The organism is Segatella copri (assembly GCF_009494395.1).
Lineage (GTDB): Bacteria > Bacteroidota > Bacteroidia > Bacteroidales > Bacteroidaceae > Prevotella.
Map to the genome: position 1 here is coordinate 44173 of NZ_VZCB01000098.1, position 25834 is coordinate 70006.

General features: G+C 43.2%; 16 protein-coding genes. 1 reads left to right on the plus strand and 15 read right to left on the minus strand.

From position 1 onward, the window contains the following. Positions 1-199: 199 nt before the first annotated feature. Entirely contained in the window at positions 200-2389 is a 2190-nt protein-coding gene (locus tag F7D73_RS14025; RefSeq protein WP_153125666.1) for a glutamine synthetase III family protein, read from the minus strand. A 167-nt stretch (positions 2390-2556) separates the two neighbouring features. Then, positions 2557-3357, minus strand: coding sequence for a hypothetical protein (locus F7D73_RS14030; protein WP_153125668.1), 801 nt, complete (start codon positions 3355-3357; stop codon positions 2557-2559). A gap of 321 nt (positions 3358-3678) precedes the next feature. Here F7D73_RS14030 and F7D73_RS14035 point away from each other — a divergent pair, with 321 nt between their 5' ends. After that, positions 3679-5052, plus strand: a complete 1374-nt coding sequence (locus tag F7D73_RS14035) for an ATP-binding protein (protein WP_153125670.1) — start codon at positions 3679-3681, stop codon at positions 5050-5052. Positions 5053-5192: 140 nt separating this feature from the next. Here F7D73_RS14035 and F7D73_RS14040 read toward each other — a convergent pair whose 3' ends face one another. From F7D73_RS14040 to F7D73_RS14100, 13 genes are all read right to left on the minus strand, one after another. Beyond that, positions 5193-5357 (minus strand): hypothetical protein, encoded by a 165-nt coding sequence (locus tag F7D73_RS14040; RefSeq protein ID WP_228117753.1) that lies wholly within the window; start codon positions 5355-5357, stop codon positions 5193-5195. After that, positions 5354-7594: a peptidase domain-containing ABC transporter gene (locus F7D73_RS14045; RefSeq protein WP_153125672.1), complete on the minus strand. Its 2241-nt coding sequence runs from the start codon at positions 7592-7594 to the stop codon at positions 5354-5356. Before F7D73_RS14045 ends, F7D73_RS14040 begins: the two co-directional genes overlap by 4 nt. A gap of 2 nt (positions 7595-7596) precedes the next feature. Next, positions 7597-8382 (minus strand): galactosyltransferase-related protein, encoded by a 786-nt coding sequence (locus F7D73_RS14050; RefSeq protein ID WP_194256929.1) that lies wholly within the window; start codon positions 8380-8382, stop codon positions 7597-7599. Then, on the minus strand, positions 8372-9379 hold the full coding sequence (locus F7D73_RS14055; protein ID WP_153125676.1) for a hypothetical protein: 1008 nt from the start codon (positions 9377-9379) through the stop codon (positions 8372-8374). The genes F7D73_RS14050 and F7D73_RS14055 overlap by 11 nt, the downstream gene beginning before the upstream one ends. Before the next feature lie 7 nt (positions 9380-9386). Then, on the minus strand, positions 9387-11678 hold the full coding sequence (locus F7D73_RS14060; protein ID WP_153125678.1) for a TonB-dependent receptor: 2292 nt from the start codon (positions 11676-11678) through the stop codon (positions 9387-9389). 1 nt (position 11679) lies between these two features. Then, complete coding sequence (locus tag F7D73_RS14065) at positions 11680-12972, minus strand: radical SAM protein (protein WP_153125680.1); 1293 nt, start codon at positions 12970-12972, stop codon at positions 11680-11682. A 68-nt stretch (positions 12973-13040) separates the two neighbouring features. Next, positions 13041-13184, minus strand: a complete 144-nt coding sequence (locus tag F7D73_RS14070; protein ID WP_153125682.1) for a hypothetical protein — start codon at positions 13182-13184, stop codon at positions 13041-13043. A 63-nt stretch (positions 13185-13247) separates the two neighbouring features. Further along, positions 13248-14909 (minus strand): DUF707 domain-containing protein, encoded by a 1662-nt coding sequence (locus F7D73_RS16255; protein ID WP_228117754.1) that lies wholly within the window; start codon positions 14907-14909, stop codon positions 13248-13250. Between the two features lie 510 nt (positions 14910-15419). After that, positions 15420-17192, minus strand: a complete 1773-nt coding sequence (locus F7D73_RS14080) for a hypothetical protein (protein ID WP_153125684.1) — start codon at positions 17190-17192, stop codon at positions 15420-15422. A gap of 552 nt (positions 17193-17744) precedes the next feature. Continuing rightward, positions 17745-19685, minus strand: a complete 1941-nt coding sequence (locus tag F7D73_RS14085; protein WP_153125686.1) for an alpha-L-arabinofuranosidase C-terminal domain-containing protein — start codon at positions 19683-19685, stop codon at positions 17745-17747. A 208-nt stretch (positions 19686-19893) separates the two neighbouring features. Further along, positions 19894-23163, minus strand: a complete 3270-nt coding sequence (locus tag F7D73_RS14090) for a glycoside hydrolase family 2 TIM barrel-domain containing protein (RefSeq protein ID WP_153125688.1) — start codon at positions 23161-23163, stop codon at positions 19894-19896. Between the two features lie 62 nt (positions 23164-23225). Further along, entirely contained in the window at positions 23226-24431 is a 1206-nt protein-coding gene (locus F7D73_RS14095; protein ID WP_228117755.1) for a glycoside hydrolase family 88/105 protein, read from the minus strand. Between the two features lie 27 nt (positions 24432-24458). Then, the gene (locus tag F7D73_RS14100) at positions 24459-25706 is read right to left on the minus strand and encodes a DUF2264 domain-containing protein (protein WP_420377615.1); all 1248 of its coding nucleotides are present in this window, start codon (positions 25704-25706) and stop codon (positions 24459-24461) included. Positions 25707-25834 lie beyond the last annotated feature (128 nt).

Sequence of the window (25834 nt, forward strand, 5' to 3'; positions counted from 1 at the left end):
CTAAGTGTATCCCCGAAATAATCGGACTGCAAAATTACACATTTTTATTTGATTATGTGTAGGTTACGAGTTCTAACCCTAAACTTTTATGAATATTTAACTTAGTTTGCGCTTTTCTGCTCAGGATAAGCAAAAAAAGAGTGCATTGTTAACGGCAATGCACTCTTTTTTATTATATCAATTCCTTATCCAGGAAATATTATCTGATGAACAGAAGTTCACGATACTTTGGCAATGTCCAAAGTTCATCGGCTACGAGAAGCTCGAGCTTGTCTATCTGATAACGGATTTCCTCCATCTTTGGAGCTACCGTGTCATGATAAGCTACCGCCTTCTCGCGCTCGCTCTCAATCTTGTTGGCTACCTTACGAGCCTCAACCAGAGCTTCTACACCACGCTCAATTGACTCGGTGCGTTCGGCTATTTCACGGATAATCTTCACGTTGCGGGCAGTCAACTTCTTGCCTTCCTCGCCACCGAAGATGTGAATCATGCCCTCTACGTTCTTTGCCAGACGGCTCTGATAGTGGGTTGCCACTGGGATGATGTGGTTCATGCTCAGGTCGCCCATCACACGAGCCTCAATCTGAATCTTCTTGGTATAGGTCTCCCACTTCACCTCGTTGCGCGCCTTCAGCTCGCTTTCGCTCATCACGTTGGTCTTGGCGAACATCTCGATGCTCTCCTTGTCAAGATAGCGGTCGAAGACTACCGGGCAGGATGCCTCGCAATCCAAGCCACGCTTCTGAGCCTCTTCCTTCCACTCATCAGAATAGCCGTTGCCGTCGAAGCGGATAGGCTTGCAGGTCTTGATGTCCTCGCGTACAATATCTATAATAGCCGATGTCTGGTCCTCACCCTTTGCTATCAAGGCATCTACACGAGTCTTGAAGTCTTCGAGAGCCTCGGCTACGGCAGCATTCAATACGATAAGGGATGACGCACAGTTGGCCTCTGAACCTACAGCACGGAACTCGAAACGGTTGCCGGTGAAGGCGAATGGAGAGGTACGGTTGCGGTCGGTATTGTCAATCATCAGTTCCGGAATCTCAGGGATATCCAGCTCCATACCCTTCTTGCCAGCCAGGGCGAAGAGTTCGTCCTTATCTGCCTTCTCGATATGGTCGAGCAGGTCGGTCAACTGCTTGCCGAGGAACGAAGAGATGATGGCTGGTGGTGCCTCGTTGGCTCCCAGACGATGGGCATTGGTAGCGCTCATAATTGAAGCCTTCAGGAGTCCGTTGTGCTTGTATACACCCATCAGGGTCTCTACGATGAAGACTACGAAGCGAAGGTTGTCCTCCGGTGTCTTGCCTGCTGCATGGAGCAGCACGCCGGTATCGGTGCAGAGACTCCAGTTGTTATGCTTGCCCGAACCATTCACACCGGCAAATGGCTTCTCGTGAAGGAGCACACGGAAACTGTGCTTATGAGCCACGCGCTTCATCAAGCTCATCAGGAGCATGTTATGGTCTACGGCAAGATTGCATTCCTCATAGATTGGTGCCAGCTCAAACTGGTTTGGTGCCACCTCGTTATGACGGGTCTTGCAAGGGATGCCGAGTTCGAGCGCCTGTACTTCCAAGTCTTTCATGAAAGCCTGCACACGCTCAGGAATGGTTCCGAAATAATGGTCGTCCATCTGCTGGTTCTTTGCAGAGTCGTGTCCCATCAGGGTACGACCCGTGAGCATCAGGTCAGGACGAGCCGAGTAAAGGCTCTCGTCTACCAGGAAGTACTCCTGCTCCCATCCGAGATTGGTCTGCACCTTCTTCACCTGAGGGTAGAAATAGTGGCACACCTCGGTAGCCGCCTCGCTCAGGGTATGGAGCGAGCGGAGCAATGGAGCCTTGTAGTCCAAAGCCTCACCGGTATAAGATATAAAGATGGTAGGGATACAGAGGGTATCGTCGATGATGAACACAGGCGATGTAGGATCCCATGCAGAATAGCCACGAGCCTCGAAGGTGTTGCGGATACCGCCGTTAGGGAATGAGCTGGCATCAGGTTCCTGCTGTACGAGCAGCTTGCCAGAGAATTCTTCTATCATACCCCCCTTTCCATCGTGCTCCACGAAGGCATCATGCTTCTCGGCAGTACCCTCGGTCAATGGCTGGAACCAGTGAGTATAATGTGTTACCCCGTTTTCCTCAGCCCAGAGCTTCATGCCGGCAGCCACGGCATCAGCGATGGAACGGTCCAGACGAGTACCATTATCAATCACATCGATGAGTTTCTCGTACACATCAGATGGCAGATACTTGTACATCTTCTGACGGTTGAATACATACTTAGCGAAGTACTCCGAAGGGCGCACCTTGGGAGCCTTTACCTCTACAGGTCTTTTCTTAAAGGCCTCGGCTACAACCTCAAATCTCAAATTAGCCATTCTTCTTTTATTATTTATAAGTTTGCGGGTGCAAAGTTACGAAAAAATGAGCAGATTGCTAGCGTTTGAGCGTATTTTTTATGCAAAATTCAAACTTTTCTTGTACATAGCCTGCAAAAGTTCATCATTCCATGCACCTGCCAACTATTTTTCCCATCTTGGCAACCTTAGAAGATTCTGCCTACAATCTGCAATTTGAGCACCGGATAGTACTTCCAGTCTTCGATAAACTTGGAGATGTCGTCAGCATCATCGCCCATCGTATCGTTCAACACCTTGTTGATTTCCACCTTCTCATCGTTCTGGTAAACCTTCAGGGTTCCCATAAACTGGCATCCCAGTTCCACACGTACACCTACGCGCTTCTTGGGAACCAGTCTGCCGAAGCCCAGACCCAGATAAGGACGGAAGGAATTACAGCGGATGTCGCCATGGATATCGAAGTTATCGTCCAGCTTCACGTTATAATCAGCCAGTCCCACGCTGACCAGGTCAAGGATTTCCTGCTTGTAAGCTGGATACTGGTTGGCGAATCTCTCAATCTCGTCACTATGACCGCTCAGTTTGGCGATTTTAGGATTGCCGAATGAGAAACCACCAGTAAGGAAGAACTTGCTGTTTCCTCCAAAAGGATAGAGATGTGCCTTGACGTTGAAGGTAGTACGTGCGATATCCACCTCGGTATTCACCGTAGCATCCGGGATTCTCACCGCCACTCCCTGCACGTTGAGCGATGCATTCGAATGCAAGTCAACATCGGCATTAGCCTTGATGCTTGGCATGAGACTGACTCCCGCCTCCAGCTCAAGATAATTGGTGATAGGAGCAGCCACACCCACGTTGATACCCTCAGTGCCAGCACCCACATTCAGCCCCACGTGGTTGAATATAGATCTCTGGAACTGTGCGAAACCACTTGTCACAAACACCAGGCTAAGAACAGCCATCATAAAGATTCGTCTTTTCATACTCATCTAATTTTAAATTGTTATTATTTCAGTTCTCAATAAAGTCATGATTACTTATTGTTTGCAAAGATACGACTTTTTTCTGATACCACCAAAAATGCCCTGCAGAAATGTGTTAGTAACTTCTGTAACCGCAACCACTGTAACCACCTCTGGGAGGTGTGCAAACTTTGGGACAAAGATTGATTCACGCATATTATTTCTCGGATTTGAGTATTTTAACGTCGATTATTTCTCGGATTTGAGTATTTTAACGCGATTTATTTCTCGGATTTGAGTATTTTTACTACATTTGCACCTGTTATTCAAAGAGTTACGATTATGGCAGAATATATACATAGAAACATAGATTCAGAACTCATCGCCTGGAAGGAAGATTCCATGCGGAAACCCTTGCTGCTTCGTGGTGCCCGACAGGTTGGAAAGTCATCAGCAGTTAAAAACTTTGGAAAGCAATTCGAGTATTTCGCCGAGGTAAACTTCGAACGTAACAAGGCTATCAAAACCTTCTTCCAGGGGGATATTGACGTACGATTGATTGCTAAAAAAATCAGTAGCTATATCAATGTCCCTATAGAAGCAGGTAAGACACTTCTCTTTCTCGACGAAATCCAGGAATGCCCAGAAGCCATCATGGCACTACGCTTCTTCAAGGAAGATTATCCTGAGCTGCATGTCATAGCCGCAGGATCACTTCTGGAATTTACGCTTCAGGAACTCCCTACTTTTGGAGTAGGAAGGATTCACTCGCTCTTCATGTATCCGATGACTTTCGATGAATTTCTGTATGCCAATCACGAAGAAGGGCTCATCCTTCTCCGAAATGAAGCATACGGAAACCAGTCTTTAGATCAAGCCTTCCATGATAAACTCGTGGAATACTTCCGCACCTACCTGCTTGTAGGAGGCATGCCGGAATCTGTTCTGGCATGGACCAAGACACACGATTTCAACCGATGCAGAAACATCCAGGAAGACATCATACTGACATACGAAGATGATTTCAGCAAGTATAAAAAGAGAGTCAACCCAGATTTACTGCGCACAACGATGCGTGGCATCTGTCATCAGGCAGGAGAGAAGTTGACATACAAGCAAATATCAGCAGATTATCAGAGTTCACAAATCAGAGAAGCCCTCCGCCTGTTGACACTTGCAGGAATCGTTACTCCTGTGGTTGCTACCTCGGGCAATGGTATTCCGCTGGATGCGGAAGCTGACGAGAAAAGCATGAAGGTTCTCTTTCTGGACCCAGGATTACTGTTAGCTGTGCTTCAACTGGAAGGCGACCTGTCTCAGCAGCTCATAGAACTTATTTTAGCCGGCACCCCTCAGGAACTTGTCAATAAGGGAGGTGTAACAGAAATGGTTGCCGGACTCGAGATGATGCGTTACAAGCCATGCATCCAGCGCCAGAAGATGTTTTATTGGGAGCAGAAGGGGAAGAGTGTTGCCGAGATAGACTATCTGGAAATCCACAACATGAAGATTACCCCTATCGAAATCAAATCAGGCACTCAGGGCGGCATGAAGAGTCTCTGGCTATTCATGAGAGAGAAAAAGCTCACCGAAGCCTTCCGTTGTTCCTTAGAGAATTTTGGATCATTTGATTACATTGACAAGCAGGACGATGACGCCATAAGGCATGTCACCATACTGCCTCTCTATGCATTATCTCTATTGAGAAGCCGTTAATAAAAACAAGTCATAGTTTTAGTGAAGAAAAATCCCTTGCAACATGGCTGCTGCAAGGGATTCATCATCTTTCTAGCTTAATGGTAATACACTACATAAACTTAAAAACTAAACATCAAATCCATATACAATAGATTATCTTAGAATCTATATACCACGAAGCTGTTCGCCTTCAGCTTCACATTCAAGACGTTGCCGTTAGCCTGAGCATCTGATACAACCGGAACAACCACGTTCTTGTTGTCGATCTTGTTCTCTGCCTGGATATCATCAGCATGAGGAACAGTCATCTTGTCAGGATTCAACTTCTTGATGCCATTGAAGGTAACGTTGAATTGAAATTTTCCAATTGGTTCTTTAACAAATTATAATAATATCCATTCTTTGCCACCAGTTCCTTATGCGTACCCCGCTCCACTATCCTACCCTGTCTCATGACTAGTATCTGGTCGGCATTCTTCACCGTGCTTAGGCGATGGGCTACTACCACCACAGTCCTTCCGTGGTAAAAAGCGTTCAAATTATGCATAATCTCTGCCTCATTGGTTGTATCAAGGGCATTGGTTGCTTCGTCAAAGAAGATGTACTCCGGATTCTTGTAGATTGCACGTGCAATCAGTATGCGTTGGCGCTGCCCTTGGCTCACGCCACTTCCCTCCATACCAATTCTTGTATAATATCCCATTGGCATCTTGCGCACAAAGCCATCGGCATTAGCCATGATGGCAGCACGATGCACACGATCCATTTCAAGTCGGTCCGTATCGAGAGCTATGTTGTGGGCAATGGTGTCGCTGAAGATAAAACTCTCCTGCATTACAGAACCAGTGATACTTCGCCAATAATGAGGGTTGATGTCGCACAAGTCCGTTCCACCAATCTTGATGCTGCCATGGCTAGGCAGGTAAAAACCCTGCAAAAGCTTGATGAGTGTAGTTTTTCCGCTTCCACTCTCCCCAACAATGGCGGTTACTCTACTCTCAGGTATCTCCAGACTCACATCGTATAGGGCATAGTTGCGCTCCGCACCATCATAGCTGAAGGTAACATGTTCCACCCGGATGGTCTTGTCGGCAGGAAGAACGGCTGCCTTATCCTTTATGTCTGTATCCTCATCGGGCTGGGAATGAATCTCATTCAAGCGTTCAAGGCTCAACTTAGCATCTTGCACCGCCTGGATAAAACTTATGAAATCATTGATAGGGGCAGATAGTTGTCCGATGATATAGGTAAGCGACATCATCATACCCAGCGTCATGGTGCCCATGATTACATTTCTCGCAGCAATAAATGTGATGAGGATATTGGTGGTTTGACTAAAGAATACGGAACCAGACTGCTGGAACTGTCCTATCTTGAGTCCTCTCATACTGATGCGGAAGAGCTTCATCTGCACACGTTCCCATTCCCATCGTTTCTGTCGCTCACAGTTGTTGAGTTTAATATCCTGCATACCCTGTATCAGCTGAATCATCTTGTTTCGCTCCGTCGCCGACTGATTGAAACGCTTGAAGTCCAACTCCCTGCGATATTTCAGGAAGAATGTCACCCATAATATATATAAGGTGTTACCCAACAAAAACACGCCAAGCACCAAGAGATTATAATACCCAAGCACCACAGAGAATACCACGAAGTTGGCGAGGGAAAACACGAAGCCCAACGAGTTGCCCATCAAGAACGACTTGATGCGTGAATGATCGTCGATGCGCTGCAGCAAGTCGCCCATCTTCTTGGTATCGAAGAAATGGAGCGGCATATTCATCAACTTAATTAAGAAATCAGAAATCAAGGCGATGTCTATGCGAGTATTCACATGCAGCAATATCCACCCACGGATAAAATTCACGCTGAGTTGCGCCACGAAAAGAACGAGCTGGGCGATGAGGATGAGCGTGACGAAGCCCAAGTCCTTGCCATTGACACCCCTATCCACCAACGCCTGTGTCAAAAAGGGGAAAACTAATTGCAACAAGCTTCCCAACAACATTCCCAAGAGAAGCAAGCCCACCTGACGTTGGTAAGGCTTAAGATACTTGAAAAAGAATTTTATGTTACGCTTATGATTCTCGCATTCCTCCTTGCGCTTGCCAAAGTTCACCCCAGGCACCATCAGTAACGCCATGCCGCAGTCCTGTCCTTGCACCTTGGTACTCAGCCAGCAGCGCAGAAATTCCTCCTCCGTGTAGCAGAGTTTTTGCGAGGCAGGGTCGGCGATATAGAAACGATAGCGACCTCTTCTGTCTTTCCTCACCTTGTAGCAAACCACGAAGTGGTTCTGGTTCCAATGGAGAATACATGGAAGCGAGGCATCATGGGCTAGCTGCTCCATGGTAACCCTTACCCCAAGCGTACGAAAGCCCAGATACTCAGCGGCCTCGCTGATGCCCAGCATCGACACACCATTTCGGGTTATATGGCAATGCTGGCGCAGCATCTCCGCTGAGTACTCCTTGCCATAATACTTGGCTATCATTCTCAACGAGGTGGAACCACAGTCCATCTCGTCGAGTTGCAGATAATGAGGAAAACTCTTGTACATATCTATATATCTAAGTTCAAGCGTTGCTTTATTTCCGTGGCAGACGAAAAACAAGTTATATCTTTTTGAAAAACAGAAACCCGGCGTTGGGCATCAGAGTTGTGCCTTCCATTTATATCACGAGGATGCGACAGATGATACAAATTACCAGTAATATTCTTCAATCGATATCCTAATGCTTTCCATCGCTCTATTCGTTCCCAATCTTCAGGTCCCCAGCCATAAAAGTTCAAGTTTTCCATACCAGCAGCCTTGTATCTTTCTGTATTTACCATAAATGCGCCTCCTCTCATTTCATTACCATAAGGTAAAGACATAAGGTCTCTCAACTCAGACAACACCAACATGTCACCAGACTCTACATACATTTGTCGAATGATGGTTCCGGTATCCAAGAATGTACCATCATAGGGAAATACGACATCGAAATTCTTTGAGCGTAAAGCCTCTGCTGCATCTACAACTTGTCGAGGAGGAAAGATGACATCAGAATCCCACACACCCAAATATGGAGTACAAACATCACTCGCCATTTTATTGATATATTTCGTACGATAAAATACAGGATCCATATCTTGTACAAAATGGTAATTTATCGAAGAAGGCAATACTTTTTCCAACACGTGGTTGTTGTGCTTGGAGGCTTCTGTCACAACTATACTTATATTAAAATTACTCAATAAGTAATCAATTACAGCTATCAGATTTTCTAATCTGATTATCGAATCTATCCTCACAGGAATAAGCACTGTAACATCAGCCATATCAATTTTTTCATTATTGTCCATACTCATAATCCAAAAACAGTTTAATTCCATAATAACCATTCAAAGAGAAGTTTTTCTTGGCAAAGTCATCATCAAGCTCCAACCTTTGCCAAAACGAGGATTCAACCACTCGCTTTCTCAAAGCCTCTTTGTCTGCCAATATTCCTTCCCCCACATAAGCTGCGAAAATTTTATCAAGTAAATACATACCGACAACACCCACCTTGGGAAGAATACTCATATCATAGAAATCTCTAAACAAGAGATTCTCAAAATCAACCTGCCCCTTCAGCAGTTTTGCAAAATCCGCCCACATTGACAATTTTGTCTCTTCTGCCACCAATGACACCACAACAAAAAGAGCATAACGGTTAGGATTAAGCATAGGCAGATATGAGAACAAAGAGTATTGTATTTCACCAAGAATATTGTCTATACGCTCTTGTTCTATCCCCAGTTTTCTAATTCTTACCAATGTATATAGGAATAAATATAGACCTGTATGTATATCGAAAGGCAAAGGCTCTCTAAAGAGAGCCAATGTATGTTTTTGATAGATACCATTGAGCAATTCTATCAAAAATCGTCGATGCCATTCTTTCTTATAAGGATTATCCATTTCACCATATCTCAATGAGGCATAAAGCAAGACATCAACCAGCGTCTTAGTGTCTTTACCATTTAACTCCATATCTAAACTTCTGCATGCCACCTTATATATATATTCATCCATTTTTTCCAAATAGGAATTTACTGTCCCTTTGAGATAACTGTTTTTTATGAGAAAGCGGAAACCAAATGCAATTCCGACCAATCCCTCCTCCAAATCTATACTTGTCACTTTGGCGATATTTTTCTGAATATCCTGCAAAAGCACTAATCCTTGTTGATAATAAGTGCTGTGTGTGTCATGCTTGCTCAACACAAACAATGACACACAAGCTCCCATTTTTCCATTAGACAGTCCTATTTTTGGGGACTCCATGGCATATTTCCATATTTTTTCGTTCAATGACATATTCCGCTTATTTTTCTGAGTCAACCACAAAGCGATTCTCGGTCATTCTCGTTTGCTTGCCGCCATTTAAATAAAGGCGTAAATTGAGATTGACAAATGGTCCTGTAGCTTTATTCAGGGTTGCATCAAATCTTCTTGTATAAAATTGGGTGTTCGTTGTCTGATAGATTTCCCTCTTGAATAACCCAACTGGACATATTGCCGTAACAGAAACTTGGAGTTTATCATGAAAGAAAGGACGAACAAGTGTGAACTTTGCCAAGTCTATCTTTGACAGTCCTGTACCTTGTATCGTTTGATGATGCTCTTCTATATATTGATACACCATCTGTGCCTTCAGTTTAAGAGCATTAATGGTATATTGCCCCAACAAGTCACCCATGTATACATCGGTATGTTTATTTTTCCCATCAACATCAACTATTCCATCATTGCTATAATATACATCTCCCCCAAAATAGAAGTCCTTGAATATTTTATACTTTCCTGATAGAGAAAAGCATAGACGACTCCAATCTGTATTGAAATAGCTTCTCACGATTTTATTATCATCGACAAGACTATACTGCAAATATTCATGAGAATTCTTATTTTTAAAATACTGACAGGCAATTGTTACTATCTTATCAATAAAAATGTAAGACTCCCAACTTATAAAAGTAGAGTTTTTCAAGAGTGGGTTTCCCTTTTGCCATATCCAAGAATCTACCTGATACTCAGTTGACGAAAGTTTCTCTAGATTTGGAGCAGAAGTAGAAAGTTCGAAGTTACTTCTGATCGCCACATTGTTCCAAGGCTTGTAATACAAACGGAACAATGGATTTAAAGAATAATCAGAGGTTTCTCCCTCATTGTTATCATCTCTACTACCTATCCATTGAAGTCCACCACTCAATGAGAATTTTTCAAAAGGATGCCAAGTCAACATACCAAGAAGATTATGGCGCACATTCTTTGAGTAATAACTTTCGTTACCAGTATTACGGTCTTTTTCATCATACTTCCTCCAAGTCCATGAATAATCCACATACCAATCAATATACTTGCTAATTGGAGTACTCAAATTGACATTGTATCTTACGTAGTCTTTCCTGCCAAGGGTAGGATTGACACAATTATTTTCTCCATCAATGAAAGTTCTCGTTTTTTTAACACTATAATAATTGTATGTCAAATCACTATTCAGTCTAGACTTTTTCCAAAGAGTACCGCGATAAAACAGACCTGCCGTATAATCACCAGAATAGTCTTTAATTTTAGACATTTGCTCTTTTTCATATTTTCCATCAGAAGACTCTACAGAGAACAAATAGTTTTGACGATTGTTACCTTGGTTATAAGAGCCTTGCAATTGCACGGAAAGACTGTGATTCTTTGCCATTCTATATTCTGCACCGACAGACAGGTTATATAAGAGCTCATCATCTTTATCATTTGCTACATTTTTATCCATAGGAGCAGATTTTTGTGTTATTTTGCCGAAATAAACACTCGTTTGTTCCTTACTGTCTCGTGTTGCATCATTAACTAAATTAGAAGAGATATTAAAAGAGAACTTATTTATACTATAAGTAAAGGAAACACCCAAATTCTCTTTATTCATATTTGCCTTTCCATATTGCAAATAAGAATAAGGGGTCAGGTCCCATCCCTTGTAATCATCGTACAAGCTGATGTTAACCAAAACTTTCTTGTCAGAATATTTACCCAAAGGATTATGAGTGATTTCAATCTGCTTAATTCTCTTAGGGTTTAGCTTCATCGCATAGTTCGCCCCTTGCTCCACATTATTGACAAGTATGATAATATCTTCCTTCACACCATCAATAATCAAATTGTCATTAGACCAGTCACGTAACACTCCTGGAAGCTTTTCTATCAGCTGAGCACTGCTCACAATTCCCTTACGAAGAGAGTCCGTAATTACATAAATATCCTTATCCATTTCTTGCTTCCTCAAGCTTCCCTTGACAACTACATCTTTAAGCTGAACGCTTTTTGACGAAAGTTCTATTACACCAATATCAGTTGACACAGCTAAAGTATCTGTTTTTACGAAACGTTCATAACCTAAGCAGGTAACGACAACTTTATTGATAACTTTATCAATCGGTGCCTCAAATGTACCATCATCTCTAGTCTTTGCGCCACCTAGAAATACATTGTCATAAAACAACTGAACCGTAGCGTCAGAGATTGGTGTCCTGTCATCCTTACCAATAACAGAGCCATGGTAGCTTTGTCCATAAACGACTTGCAAACAAACCATTAAAAAGAAAAATAAAATATTTCGTTTCATATTAACTAAGTTTTTTATTGTTGATAGTACGAAGACAATAGTCTTTTATTGCAAACTCTATATGTTCTTTTACCGAAGCATTACAAACAAATGTTTTTCCTTGTTGCTTATTTTTCAAACGAATAGCAGGGCATTCTCCAAGACAAACAGGATAATATACACACCCCATGCACTCAGACGGAATTTCGGGAAAGACATTCTCCTGACCCCAATTTACATATCCTTCATTTGTTATAACGCCTCTAGCATTACCATGTGCAAAATTGTCACAAATATCAACCTTACCATTATAATAAATAGTTTCGAAATGCCGCTTTTCGACATAACAAGGCTCAAACATACCACACGTATTTAGTCGAAAATGCTTCTCTACAAATTTCTTTTGAAGCAAATCCAATTTCTCCAATGAGACATCTTCTTCATTAACTTGCCATATTTTATGTAAATCTACAAGAATCCTACTTCTAAATCTCAACGGTATGTTTTTTTCCAAATCATCAACTATAGCCAAATGACTTATACTATCTGGCGTATAATTAACTCTCAATATAATTGAAGCTTTTTCATTAATTTGTAAAAGATTAGAAATATTACCAGTAATTAACTCGAAAGAAGAAGGAGAGTTGTCATGCTTGATTTCATCATGAAGGCTCTTATCTCCATCTAACGTTATCTGATAGTTGTCAATGTGTACTTGCTGCAGCATATTTATAGTAGGAATATCAAGCAGAGCACCATTGGTCGTAACTTGTCCTACAAACTGAATATTGTTTCTATGACAATATTCATAAACATCTAGCGAAAGCTCATAAATAATTTGCTTTTGAAGTAACGGCTCTCCACCAAACCAATACAAGATATACTTGGGGATATTATAATCTGCTAAATAATTTAATATATGTTTTTTTACTAACTTGACTACGTTAGATGACATTTGGGTTTGCTGATGCTTCTGGATGCAATACCAACAATGATAATTACAATCATATGTAGGAAGTATCATCGTATGAAACTCATTCCTATTGATATATGATTGTATATTATTCTTTATCCGTTCAAATTCATTTACTGTAGAATCCACTAAAATGTTTGCCTTCAATAAATCTTGCAAAATGGCAGTTACTGACTTATTTTTAAATTTGTTCAGATCATCACCGTTCTTTAAGACAAGCAAATATTTATCAAGTTGACGAGTGGAAACTACAACAAACTGCTTGGAATATCCATTGAAAAGCACAGTTCTTGCTTCATCAAGTTTTAATATATAAGTATATTGACTAATTTTGTAACTCATAAATCAAAAAATAATTTAGAAGAGTGCGTTAGATTGCGCACTCTCCTCTAAAAGTCATTTGTCTTCGATTAAAAACAAATAATAAAAGTACACTTGTTGGAGGTATAAGAATCCTCTTGACCACCTAACACTTCCAACATGTCTGCCTCTGAAAGCAGACTTTCATCGAATGATTGCAAACCACTCAAATCCAACTTGTTTAATTCTTCCATTGTTTAATATAATATTAATTAGTAAATTACCTTCTACATAATCTCCATAAAAAGGATTTGTATTTATGATTCTGATACATTAGGAAACATACAACAACGTAATTTATGCACTAATCTATCAACTACATCCCATGAGTCCTGATCATTCCATAAAATGGAAATCAACATCAAAGAATAGATTGCATAATTCATTTCAGACTTTTTCATCTTAAGCAATCCACCATTTAATAGGTTTTGTTTCAATTTACCAGATTGCCTTCTTAGTTCATCAAAAGCTTGCTTACAATCAGAACCAACACCATCCCAAAGCATACCGTCATACTCTTCAATGTCAGGAGACAAATTGTACTTTTCTAAATATTGTTCTAATTGCTTTTGGCATTCCATACTCCAAGACCTAATAGGTTGAGTATGCCTTGCACCTATTGAATCAATGATAGCCATATCTTTGTGGTTTGAGCCAATAAGAACTGACCAATGATATTCTATTCCACACCACCGTACATGTGCCTCAAAAGTAGGTAATACCTTTTTTAATGCATCTCTAGAAAAACATGGCATCATCATCTCCACAAAATTCGTATAACGAAGAATGTAAAAAGGGTGAAAAGCCGTATGTGGATATGTATAATAAGACATAATCAAAGATGGTTGGGCAATTTTAAGTTGATATTCCCTCATCTTTAAAAAAAGCCTATTCACATCCTCTGTAGTTATCATGATATCATCATCTAGCAAGAAGAAATATTCATACTTCTCCAAAAGCTTAGGATGACGATGAAGATAACGATAGGTCATATCCATCTTATAGCCTGCATCACAAGCTATGAAATCAGAATCATTACAAAACTTGTTATAGGAACCATCATAGATAAGCAAATGTAAGTCGAAGTCGGCATCACCTTTTAGTAATTGGCGATGCAAGCTGTCCTTACCAACAGGAACAAACACGGCATTCTTCTTGTATGACCCATCCTGTCTTACTTTTTCCTCCTTGACAGGATGAAACAGATAGTTTTTCCTATCATCAGGCAACACTGGGGCAATGCGCATTGAAGTATCGTCATAAAACTTTGCTTTGTTTTCTGGACGCACAAACGTCCCCTCCCCTCCAAAATCCTCTAAGAGAAATCCCTCATTATATAATAAGGTAGGGAGAAGGACTTCGTGATGCCCCATCCAACCTATTATTAAATAGGCATCGATACATGCTAATGCCTGACGGGACAAACGATATATAGGATTGAATGACTTCAATAGTTTTTCCTCTGCTATGACTTCATTGCCTGTTTTAAGACTTGTCCACCAATACCAATTAGGATTCTCAGCCTTTGTTTCAATGACAGAAGACAGGAAATCAGATGTACACGAAGCAAAACTGCCAAAGAATTCTTTCCATTCACCAGAAAAACGGACATCGTCCTCCACTAACCAATAGTAATCGTAGCCCTGATTCTCCTTGAAGAATTTCAAAAGAGGGAAATGGTTGCTACCAGGCACCAGCTTACCTTCCTCTATTGGAGTATACCCCAATTCACTCAGGATATCCGAAGTAAAAACAAACTGGTTCTCTATATTTTGCAAAGATACAGGCAATACATCTCCTTGCTGATGGTATGCAAAATACACATCAGCTTTCCCTTGCAGGGATTGCTCCAAAGCATGAAAGGCACTTAATGTCCATTCATTGCTTTTGTTTGTGAGATATAATACTGCCTGTTTCATCTTATCTATTTTTACTGTTAAAGACTGATTTCACCCTTATAGGATACATCATTCATTTGTATCAAAAGTTCGAATTGTCCATGCAAATCTGATGGTAGGACTACTACTCCATTTGCTGGCAACATGCATTCATACACAACATTATCTGCATCCGACAACATACAATATATACTCTCATCTTGCGGTACATATATAATATTTTGTTCCTGCCAAACACATAACGGTTGCGCAGGTGTACGACGTATAATATTACCATGCGAATTATCATCTCTTGAACAACAATTCAAATACAGAGGTTATCTTGAAGCAGATGTATATATCGTAAATGTTACGAAGCACACCAAAATCAAAAGTCTTTTAGCCATAACGTTTTCTTTTTCTTACAAAGTTAAGCAGTTACAGCTATATTATATATCACACATGCCGATTTTAACATTTCACAATTTCACAATAATGAACGCAACGCTCTAAAAAACATATAGTTATTTAAGAGTTTCACAATTTCACATTTTAGTCACCTGTACGTATTTTACGTATTTCATCATCAAATTTGCTCGTTGTCATCTCCTTATCGAAGAGTTTTTTAGACAAACGCTTTCTTATGTTCGAGATGTTTGACGAAGACATATTCATTAAAATCTTCATCTGATTAGGAGCAAATCCCAACCAAACCAACATACATATTCTATATTCATTTTCATTTAACCTACTGTTCTTCTCTAGCGATAGTCTAAACTGCTTGAAAAATGATTCGAATATATTATCCAGAACGTCCCATTGTTGAGAAGAAGGCTCTATACCTTTTTCTGCCAATTCCCTAAACTTAATCACCATAGCTTTTTGCTGGAAGATAGCATAACTTTCATTGTTGTCTTGTGGGCAATCATTAGTCAATGCCTCTATTTTATCCTTCAGCATCATTATAGACTTCTCCTTGTCTAACACAAGCAAAGATTTTGAAGATAGTTCATTCTTCATTTTAGCCAATTCATCCTGGCTTTTCTGCAATTCCTGCTCCTTCATTATGATTTGTTGCTTAACAAACAAGAGTTGCTCTTTTCTTATCTGCCTCTCTTTTCTTAAATTCTTGACATACAGTATAACAACAATAAGCACAATAACCAGTACTATCATCAGAAGAATAACCATACGAGCCCTATTATTCTCAATTTCTTGCACCTTTGCCTTTTTCTGCCATTGAGAATAATTATACAATGCAGCCGTTTGGGACATAGCTTCAACCTCATTATGCGCCCTAACACTATCACTATATTGGATAAATAAATCTGCATACTTTATGATAGAGTCCAATTGATGCCTCTGCTTATAAAACTTATACCATCCGTCAAAAGCCACACGTTTCGCATTTTGGGATTCAGCCATATTCGAACATCTCTGAAAATATATTTTGGCAGAATCAGAAGAATGCACATTTAGATAATACAGCCCCTTTGCATAGAAATAAGTATAGTAACGAACGCCAGGATTTCTATTACCACTAAAATAACCCGACTCTCTTTCATACACATCCATATAGCGTTTAGCTTTTGCGAACTGCTTTGTCAAAACCAAAGATTCAACAACTATACCCAAAGAACGAGCCGCCTCTTTAGGATAACCAAACTTCTTATATTTTTTGTATATCTCCTCAAACTGTTCTATAACTTTCTGAGGAGACATTAGTAGCGGCATGATATTGACTTGTGCCTCTGCTATTATCAAAGCATCCAGCGTATCCTTGGCTAGCCAAGAATATTTTTCTGACACCTCATAAGCATTTTTTGCATTCAATATCATCCTTTGTCTTTGATATTCCTCTCCTATTTGCCCATAAATTCTCGCCAATGTATGATAATCACAATCTCGGCTTAATGTATCAGCCTGCTCTGTCGCCTGGAGATAGCAATCCAAGGATGCAGGAGAGTCATCGAGATCACGATACGCACATCCCAACAGATAATAGGCTAGCATTCGCTCATTGGCCGAGCCATGCTGGTTATAGTAGGCTACAACTTGCTTCATCACGCTATCCGTAGTAAAATCTACAAAGCCTTTGTTCATGCCTTTGGCATAAATCAAATCAAAACGCATCTGTTGAGCTTTACTCATCTTGGGATTGTTCTTTCTTAGGCTATCAAGCATACCTAAAGCTACTAAAGCAGAATCTGAATTGGTTTCCATCAGACTATCTGCTCTAGTTATCTGCTGATCTATGACTTTATTTCCAGTACATGAAACCAGCAGCAACAAAACACTCAATATATATAATTTGACCTTTATCATATAATTTCTATTATTTCCGTCCACAAAATTAATAAAAAAGGATGAAATAAAGGAAACTATTAGATATTTTAAGGGAACAATCCGTTAATTATTGAACATTTGCATGTGGTTCAAGAACGGGCTGAAGGTCCAAAAGTACCAGAACCACATGCGAAAGTTCTGCAGATTTATTTTCTTGCGTAAAAATGTTTTTTCGTGAAAAAAGTATCAAAGTCTCATTGTCGGGCAGAAAAATTATTATAAAGCATTGATATATAATGATATGCAAAAATGACACTTCCTAATATCTTTACAAAAAAGTATCATCGAAGTATCATAAAATAAGGAGAAGTATCATGAAATAAGGAGATATCATAAATTACGTCCCGACGTAGACTTTACTACATAGCGACGTAATCATTCCTACGTCCCGACACAGAGAATCCTGCGTCGCCATGTATTTTCAAGGGCATCGGGAGAAAAAAACAATCCCTTGCGGCATCGCTGCCGCAAGGGATTCTCATCATCTTTTTACCTTATACAGAAAACTTGCGTTAAAAAACGCACCAACTCTTAGAATTTATATACCACAAAACTATTTGCCTTCATCTTGACATTCAGGACGTTACCGCTAGCCTGAGCATCTGATACAACAGGAACAACCACGTTCTTGTTGTCAATCTTGTTCTCAGCCTGAATATCGTCGGCATGGAGAACGGTTACCTTACCAGGGTTCAACTTCTTGATGCCATTGAAGGTTACGTTGATTTCCTTCTCCTCGTTAGAAGTGTTGGCAATCTTCACGATGTAGCTCTTGGTTGTCTTATCGAAACAAGCGGTAGCATAGAGACCATTCTCGCCTGCTACAGCCTTGCCGTTCTCGGTAAGCTTCAATACGTTGGTACCCTTGTTCTCGCCGTAGAGCTGCTGAACATAGTAGTTGGCAGAACGGACAGAGCTGAGGTTATCGAACCAGATGAGGTCCGGACGCCACTGCCATCCCTCAACGTGAGCGAAGAGAGGTGCATAGGTAGCCTGATAAACCACATCGGCATTACGCTCCAAACCCGTCATGAAAGCTGCCTCAGAAAGCGCAGCCTCCCATGAGTTAGGATCGTGCTTGGCATGAGCTGCATACTCACCGGCAAAGACCTTAGGACCCTTGCGGTCGTACTTGTCGTAACGGCTGGCATTGCTGCGGAACCACTCTGGGCTCTTGTAATAGTGCTCATCCACCATATCTACGCCCAACTTGCGCATCTGCTCCCAACCGTAGTCGAAGTCCTTGCCGTCAGCAGATGGACCAGATGAACCGCAGATCTTGATCTTTGGATACTTGGCATGAATCTGCTCCATGAACTTCTGCAAGCGCTCAGGATACATAGGTCCCCACTGCTCGTTACCGATACCAATCTGCTTCAGATTGAATGGAGCAGGATGGCCCATATCGGCACGGAGCTTACCCCACTTAGAGGTGACAGGACCATTGGCGAACTCGATGAGGTCGAGTGCATCGTCGATATAGCTCTGGAGATCCTTGACTGCTACATGCGCATTAGGATCCTTATCATCGTTCTGATACTGGCAAGCCAGACCTACAGAAAGAATAGGCAATGGTTCAGCACCAATCTTCTCTGAAAGAAGGAAATACTCATAGAAGCCCAAGCCCAATGACTGATAATAGTTAGGGAAAAGGCGATGTGGGAAGGTATCTCTCCAGCGGTTCTCGTTCAGAGGACGGTTCTCAGGAGCGCCCACAGAGTTCTTCCACTCATAACGGGTATCGAGGTCGGTACCCTCTACGATACATCCACCAGGGAAACGGAAGATGCCTGGCTTCAGGTCGGCAAGATCCTGTACGAGGTCGGCACGGAGACCGTTCCAGTTATCTTCTGGGAAGAGAGAGATGTGGTCGAGGTCTACGCTCTCAGAACCTTTCTCCAGATAAACACGCATCAAACCCTTGGCATCGGTCTGAGGAGAAGTAAGGGTAGCAGTAAGCTTCTGCCACTTATTATTGGTGATGTTGATGACCTGCTTGGCAATCACATCATTCTTTGAATTGACGAGTTCCACACGAATCTTACCCTGCTTGCCATCGATGAGATGAAGACGGCCATAAACAGAGAAATCGTACTTCATATCCTTCTTCAAGCCCATACCGAAGAAGCCACGGTTCTCAAGACCGGTCTGCTTCTCACGTGCGCCTGCGCTCTCAAGTGTTACATAATGAGGGTTGCGGTCGAAGGCAGGTTTTACGTCGCTGAGGGTTACATTTCCGAATGTATTCCAACCCATCAGGCGCTGTGGAAATTCGAAGGAACGGTTCTCTACCATCTCTGCATAGAGACCACCATCGGCACCGAAGTTGATATCCTCGAAGAAGATACCATACATGGTAGGCTGGATTTCTGCTCCAGGTTTGTTGGCCTGAACAGTAAACTGATGCTGTGCGAAAGCTCCGAGTGAAGACATCGCCAGCAATGCTGCTGCGAAAATTTTTGCTTTTCTCATATTGTTCGTTATTGTTTATTTTTTAGGTCTGTACTTACACCTTATTAAATATAGGTGGTGCAAAGATTACACAAACGAGCGCAATGAAAGCTTGCTTTCAAATTGCCGAGTGCAGTAAATCTTCTGCAAAGATAAAAAAATCCACCCCAAATGAGGTGGATTTTCTGTTTAAATATATTGGATTTTTATCCAATTCCCTGTTTTTCTACTATTTATCTAATGGAATGAGCACGAAAGTGAAGTTCTTATCGCCATAATGGAGGCGATATTTCTCCAATGGCCATGCACCCCAAGAGTTCTCACCAGCCACACCAGAATGCTCTGCATCGAGGAAGAGATTGGTGAATCTTGACTTCTTCAGGTTGAAACTGTGACGCTGATCCTTGTCATCATCATCATCCAGTTCTTCTGTATCGAAGTGGATAGCGGAAGCATAGAATGGCTTGCAGCTCTTCACCTTGAATCCGAAGCCGGAAGCATCGGTCTGGTTCCACCAGCGCATATCGCCCTTGGTTCCACTCTCCTGTGGACGGATGTATGGGAAGTACTGGTTGTCGGCATCAGCGCTGTAGATTCCGATACGCATGCAGTCCTCACGGTCTGAATAATTCTCGATAGGACCACGACCGTAATACTGGCTCTTGTCCATATCGTATGGCAACTGCATCAGCATACCGAAACGGAACAGATCGCTAACCTTGGCATCATCAGAAGCATCGAACTCCTGGCTTACCTTCATCGCACCGGTGTTAGGCATGATGAGATATTCGATTTCCAGCTCGCCCTTCACTTCTGGCATCTCATAGGTTGCACAGATATTGATGGTGTTTGCCTTCTTATCCTTTTCAACAGCTACACCCTTCAGGTTCATGACAGGGTTCTTCCAAACCTTGAACTTCTTCTGCAGACCTGCACCGAAATCATTATCGGTAGGAGCACGCCAGAAGTTTGGCTTCAGGGTACCGCCCTCGCCGAGGAGCGACTTGCCACGATAGGTATATTCAGAGATGAGACCGGTGGTACGGTTCACCTTCACGGTCAGATCAGGAGTAGTAACGGTGATATCCTGCTCGCCCTTCTTGTCGATGAGCTTAGCCTTCACCTTCTTGCCGTCCTGAGCCTTAGCCATGTTGTCTGCACAATGACCGCAGCACTTCTTCTCCTTCACTGCCAGCTGGGCATAAGCCACAATCTGACCAGCCTCCATCAGAGGTTCAGCCTTCTTCAGACGGAAGTCGATGTTGAGGAATACCTCCTTGCCCTTTACCTTAGAAAGGTCGTAAGGGATGGTGAAGTTCTTGGTCTGCTGGGCAGCCACTTCGATATCAGCGATGGTACCGTTCTGAGTCTCCACGCCATCCTCAATGAGGCTCCATGCCAAGGCATAGTTGCCTAAATCGCGGAAGAAGTTCTCATTGTGTACACTTACTTCGCCCTTCTCGGCATTCACCATCTTAGCCCAGATGTTCTGATACTGGTAGGCTACCTCGTAGGCATGAGGATTGAGCTGACGGTCTGGACCGATGATACCATTGCAGTTGAAGTTGTTGTCGCTAGGGTCGTAATTGTTGTAATCGCCACCGTAGCAATATTCTATCTTGCGGAGCTCTTCATTGCTCATCTTCTCTGGATTCTTGATGGTCATCGGCTTCAATACCTTGCGGTGCAAGCCCTGGTCAACGAAATCCCAGTCGAAACCACCCTGGAGGATAGGATACTTGCGAATCAGAGCCCAGTAATCCTTCAGGTTACCGCCTGAGTTACCCATAGTATGGTTGTACTCGCACTGGATGAGCGGCATCGGACTGTTAGGGTCCTTCGCATACTTTTCACAAGCACTTACAGGATAGTACATAGGGCAGAAGATATCGGTACCCTCGCCTCTGCGAGCCTGCTCATACTGAACCGGACGGCTCTGGTCCTGGCTCTTGATCCACTTGTAAGCCTGCAGGAAGTTATCGCCCATCACAGTCTCATTACCCATACTCCAGGTTACGACACTAGGATGATTGAAGTACATGGAAACATTGTGCTGGTTGCGCTCCATAATCTGCTTGGCAAACATCGGCTTCTTGGCAGCTGCATCATCGCCATACTGGAAACCGTGACTCTCCTGGTTAGCCTCAGCTACCACATAGATACCATACTCATCGCAGAGTTCGTACCAGCGTGGATCGTCAGGATAGTGGCAAGTACGGACAGCGTTGATATTCAGGCGCTTCATAATCTTGATATCCTGAATCATGCGCTCCATGCTCAATACGTAACCTCCGTCAGGGTCCATCTCATGACGGTTGGCACCCTTGATAAGCACAGGCTGACCGTTGACAAGGAACTGCTTGTTCTTGATTTCCACCTTGCGGAAACCTACCTTGACAGGAGTCATGGTTGCTGATTTCATGTTGCCATTCTTCAGCGCACTTGAGAGGGAAACCTGAAGGGTATATAAATAAGGTGTCTCTGCATTCCACTTGTGTGGATTCTCTACGTTCATCGTAATGTTGGCTGTTCCATTCTTTGCCAATCCTGTAGCTGTAGCCACCTGCTTGCCCTCTTTGTCGAAGAGGATGAAGTTCAGCTTGCCATTACCCTTTACCTTGGTAGAGATATTGAGCACACCATCCTTGTAGTTGTTTACAAGGTCAGGAGTAACACGGATATCCTCCAAATGCAACTTGGCATCGCGGGCAAAGAGATAGCTTTCACGAGCCACACCGCTCAAGCGCCAGAAGTCCTGATCCTCATCCCAGGAACCATCGCACCAGCGGAAGGTCTGGAAGGCAATCAGATTCTTGCCCTTCTTCAGATAAGGAGTGATGTCAAACTCGGCAGCTACCTTGCTATCCTCTGCATATCCGGCAAACTTGCCGTTTACATAGAGATAGATGTTGGAAGTTACGCTACCGAAATGGGCTACTACCTGCTTGCCATCCCAGTTGGCAGGGATGTCGATGATACGGCGGTAAGAACCAACATGGTTGTCCTTGGTAGGAACAGCTGGTGGCTGCTGGTCGAAATGTCCGCGCCAGCCGAAGCCTACGTTCACATATTCCGGATCACCGAATCCGTTCATCTCCCAGATGCCAGGCAGATTCATGGTCTTCCATTTGGAATCATCAAGATCTTCCTTGTAGAAGTCAGTAGGACGCTGGTCTGCATTAGCCACCCAGTTGAACTTCCAGGTTCCGTCGAGCGAAAGGAAATACTTGCTTTCCGTCTTGTTCATGTGCAGGATATCCTTGCTCACGATTTTACCGTCTTTCTCAGAAACCCAGTCATCTGCCGGATAGGTGAAGAAATTGGTGTGCAACGGAAAACGATTGATGGCATTCACCTGAAGGTCGTGCCATTCTGTGTAAGTTGGCTGCTGGATGGTAGTCTTTTTCAACGACTTAATGGCAGCCTTCGGTTTGGTTGCACCGAAGGTTGCCATAGCCAATCCTGCCAAACTTAATGTAACGAACAGTCTCTGTTTCATGTTTGTCAGTTGTTATTAATACTATTTTAAATTGATATATACCTTGATTATATATAGGCATCTTACTTGATGGCAAGATACTTATCATATTCGCATGCTGTGAGAAGCATGGCACCCACACCGAAGTTAGCCTGAGAGTTGGCATCTACGGTCTGACCTGGGATGGCTCTCTCGCCTATAGGCTGAACATAACCCACCTTGCCATCAGGCTGAACGGCAGTCTCTGTCAGATAAGTCCAGGCACGGTCGATGACCTTCTTGTACTCCTTCTTGTTGAGATAACCATTGTTGACACCCCAAAGCATACCGTAGGTGAAGAAGGCTGTACCGCTGGTCTCTGGTCCTGGCGCATGATCAGGATCCATCATAGAACGGGTCCAGTATCCTTCCGGCTGCTGGATTTCAGCTACCGCCTTAGCCAGTTTCTGGAACTTGTCTACGAAGAACTGATAGTGCTTGTAGTCCTTTGGCATATCCTGGAGCACCTTAGCCAAACCTGCGAGAACCCAGCCATCACCACGAGCCCAGAAGTCTTTCTTTCCGTTGGCACTCTTGTGCTTTGGATAAACGTACTTGCCGTCACGGAAATAGAGATTGGTCTCCTTGTCGAGCATAATCTCATCGGTGGTGAGGAGATTATCGTAGAGTTTGTCGAGATACTTGGTATCGCCGGTCAGCTTATACATCTTGGTCATCACAGGCATCACCATGTAGAGGGCATCGCTCCACCACCAATAATCTGTTGGCTCAGAGTAAGCCTCGTAGTGCATTACCTCCTTGGCACGCTTCACCATGAATTCTGATGCTGCGGCATTTCCCTTGGCAGCCTCGATGTTATAGAGGTCGATGTAGGTCTGGAAACAAATCTGCCAGTCGCCGAAGAGAACGTGATCCTTACCCTCGCCGTATGGCTTGTACTTCCACTTGGCAGGATTAGCCTCTGTGGCGCCGGTCCAGTCGTTATGTTCAGCCCAACGGATGGTGTAGTCGAGCATCTTCTGGTCTTTCAGCATCTTATATACCTCCATATTGCCGGTATGATAAGCGGCATTGTCCCAGAAGGCACGAACCTGAGGCTTGTTGTTAGCCTGCCAGTAGTTATTCACCTTGGTGATGAGTTCCACCACCTGCTCATGATTCCATTTCCTGGAAGCCTTCACTTCCTTCTTATTCTGTTTCTTGACCTTAGCGGTCTTCTTGGCTGGCTGTGCTGCATTCAAAGGCAAAGCCAAGGCTGCAGCTGCCAGCATCATCATTATCTTGCGCATGATTAATTATCAATTATAAATTGTAAATTACCACTTGTCCTTGGTTACAATCTCGTCCTTCCAATGGTGATCCTTAGGGAACTGCTGGTTGTTCCATGCCTTCACCTGAGTCCAAGGCTGTGCTGCATCGGTCCAGAAAGGATGGTCGGCAGGCAGACCGAGAGGCATGAAGGCAAGGGTGGTCATATAGAGCGAACCGTTGTTGGTATACCAGTCAGCAACGTTCTTCTGACTGTTTCCGCAGAAACCAATAGAGAGATAACCCTTCTCATTGAAGTTATTCTGCTTATCGAACATGCGATGGAGCACCTTGGTCAGGGCTGCACGAACCTGACCATTGCTCAAATCCTTAGGCAACGTCTGATACCATGCCATCAGAGCAAGCGGCTGCATGGTTGCCATGCGGTAAGGAATGCTTCTGCCGAAAGCCGGGAAGGTTCCTTCCGGAGAGATGAATCTCTCGAGGATGATGCTGTACTTCTGGCAGCGCTTCAACTCCCGGTCGTAGTACTTCTGATAGTCGAGGCGGGAATTCACCTTGGCATCCACCATCGCCTGGAGTGTTTCCAGATACATCGGATGGAACACATAGCTGCTGTAGTAATCGAAAGCGAACGAAGGACCATCGGCATACCAGCCATCGCCTACATACCACTCCTCTACCTTGCGGCAAGCCGAATTCACGCGATATTCATCGAAATCGCCACCCGCCTTTGCCATGAAGCTCTCGATGGTAGAAGAGAAGAGCAACCAGTTGGTATAAGGAGGATCGATGTGGCGGAGCTTGGCAAACTCCTTCAGGTATCGCTGCTTGGTCACCTCGTCCAAAGGCTTCCAGAGTGTATCGTAAGCACGGAGGAAACTCTCGGCGACATAGGCTGCATCAACCAGGTTCTGACCGCCGATGCCCCAGCAGAGATAGTCAGGACTCTGAGGGTCTACGGCATTCTTGTAAGAAGCCAAAGCCCATTCACGCAACTGCTTGCGCTGCTTGCCTTCGGCAGTAGCATCATCTGGAAGAGTGAGCCATGGAGCCACGCCAGCCATCAGTCTGCCGAAGCACTCCATATAGAGCACCTTCTTGTTGCGGTTGTCGAAGCTGGGACTGAACTCTGTCTGCATGTTCTTCTGTAACTCGCCCTTAGCCATGTTTTCCAGAACAGGCTGGGCCATCTTGTAGGCAAGCGAGCACCAATATTGGCGGTCGCTCTGCTGAACTGCCTTCTTCTTAGCAGAAATTCCCATGAAAGGAACCAGCGCCAAGACGAGGGTCATCATGATACTTTTAAATATATAATTCATAGATAGTTGTATATTGTTTGTTGTTATTAATAATTGTAAGTTGAAAGTTGCCAGTAGCCTCAGCTAAGCAACTGCAAAGATATGTATAATTAATTATAAAC

What these genes read in the sequence shown, in the direction of transcription:
- F7D73_RS14025 (WP_153125666.1), bottom strand. Translation starts at nt 2,389, where the DNA reads ATGGCTAATTTGAGATTTGAGGTTGTAGCCGAGGCCTTTAAGAAAAGA.
- F7D73_RS14030 (WP_153125668.1), bottom strand. Translation starts at nt 3,357, where the DNA reads ATGAAAAGACGAATCTTTATGATGGCTGTTCTTAGCCTGGTGTTTGTG.
- F7D73_RS14035 (WP_153125670.1), top strand. Translation starts at nt 3,679, where the DNA reads ATGGCAGAATATATACATAGAAACATAGATTCAGAACTCATCGCCTGG.
- F7D73_RS14045 (WP_153125672.1), bottom strand. Translation starts at nt 7,594, where the DNA reads ATGTACAAGAGTTTTCCTCATTATCTGCAACTCGACGAGATGGACTGT.
- F7D73_RS14050 (WP_194256929.1), bottom strand. Translation starts at nt 8,382, where the DNA reads ATGGACAATAATGAAAAAATTGATATGGCTGATGTTACAGTGCTTATT.
- F7D73_RS14055 (WP_153125676.1), bottom strand. Translation starts at nt 9,379, where the DNA reads ATGTCATTGAACGAAAAAATATGGAAATATGCCATGGAGTCCCCAAAA.
- F7D73_RS14060 (WP_153125678.1), bottom strand. Translation starts at nt 11,678, where the DNA reads ATGAAACGAAATATTTTATTTTTCTTTTTAATGGTTTGTTTGCAAGTC.
- F7D73_RS14065 (WP_153125680.1), bottom strand. Translation starts at nt 12,972, where the DNA reads ATGAGTTACAAAATTAGTCAATATACTTATATATTAAAACTTGATGAA.
- F7D73_RS14070 (WP_153125682.1), bottom strand. Translation starts at nt 13,184, where the DNA reads ATGGAAGAATTAAACAAGTTGGATTTGAGTGGTTTGCAATCATTCGAT.
- F7D73_RS16255 (WP_228117754.1), bottom strand. Translation starts at nt 14,909, where the DNA reads ATGAAACAGGCAGTATTATATCTCACAAACAAAAGCAATGAATGGACA.
- F7D73_RS14080 (WP_153125684.1), bottom strand. Translation starts at nt 17,192, where the DNA reads ATGATAAAGGTCAAATTATATATATTGAGTGTTTTGTTGCTGCTGGTT.
- F7D73_RS14085 (WP_153125686.1), bottom strand. Translation starts at nt 19,685, where the DNA reads ATGAGAAAAGCAAAAATTTTCGCAGCAGCATTGCTGGCGATGTCTTCA.
- F7D73_RS14090 (WP_153125688.1), bottom strand. Translation starts at nt 23,163, where the DNA reads ATGAAACAGAGACTGTTCGTTACATTAAGTTTGGCAGGATTGGCTATG.
- F7D73_RS14095 (WP_228117755.1), bottom strand. Translation starts at nt 24,431, where the DNA reads ATGCGCAAGATAATGATGATGCTGGCAGCTGCAGCCTTGGCTTTGCCT.
- F7D73_RS14100 (WP_420377615.1), bottom strand. Translation starts at nt 25,706, where the DNA reads ATGACCCTCGTCTTGGCGCTGGTTCCTTTCATGGGAATTTCTGCTAAG.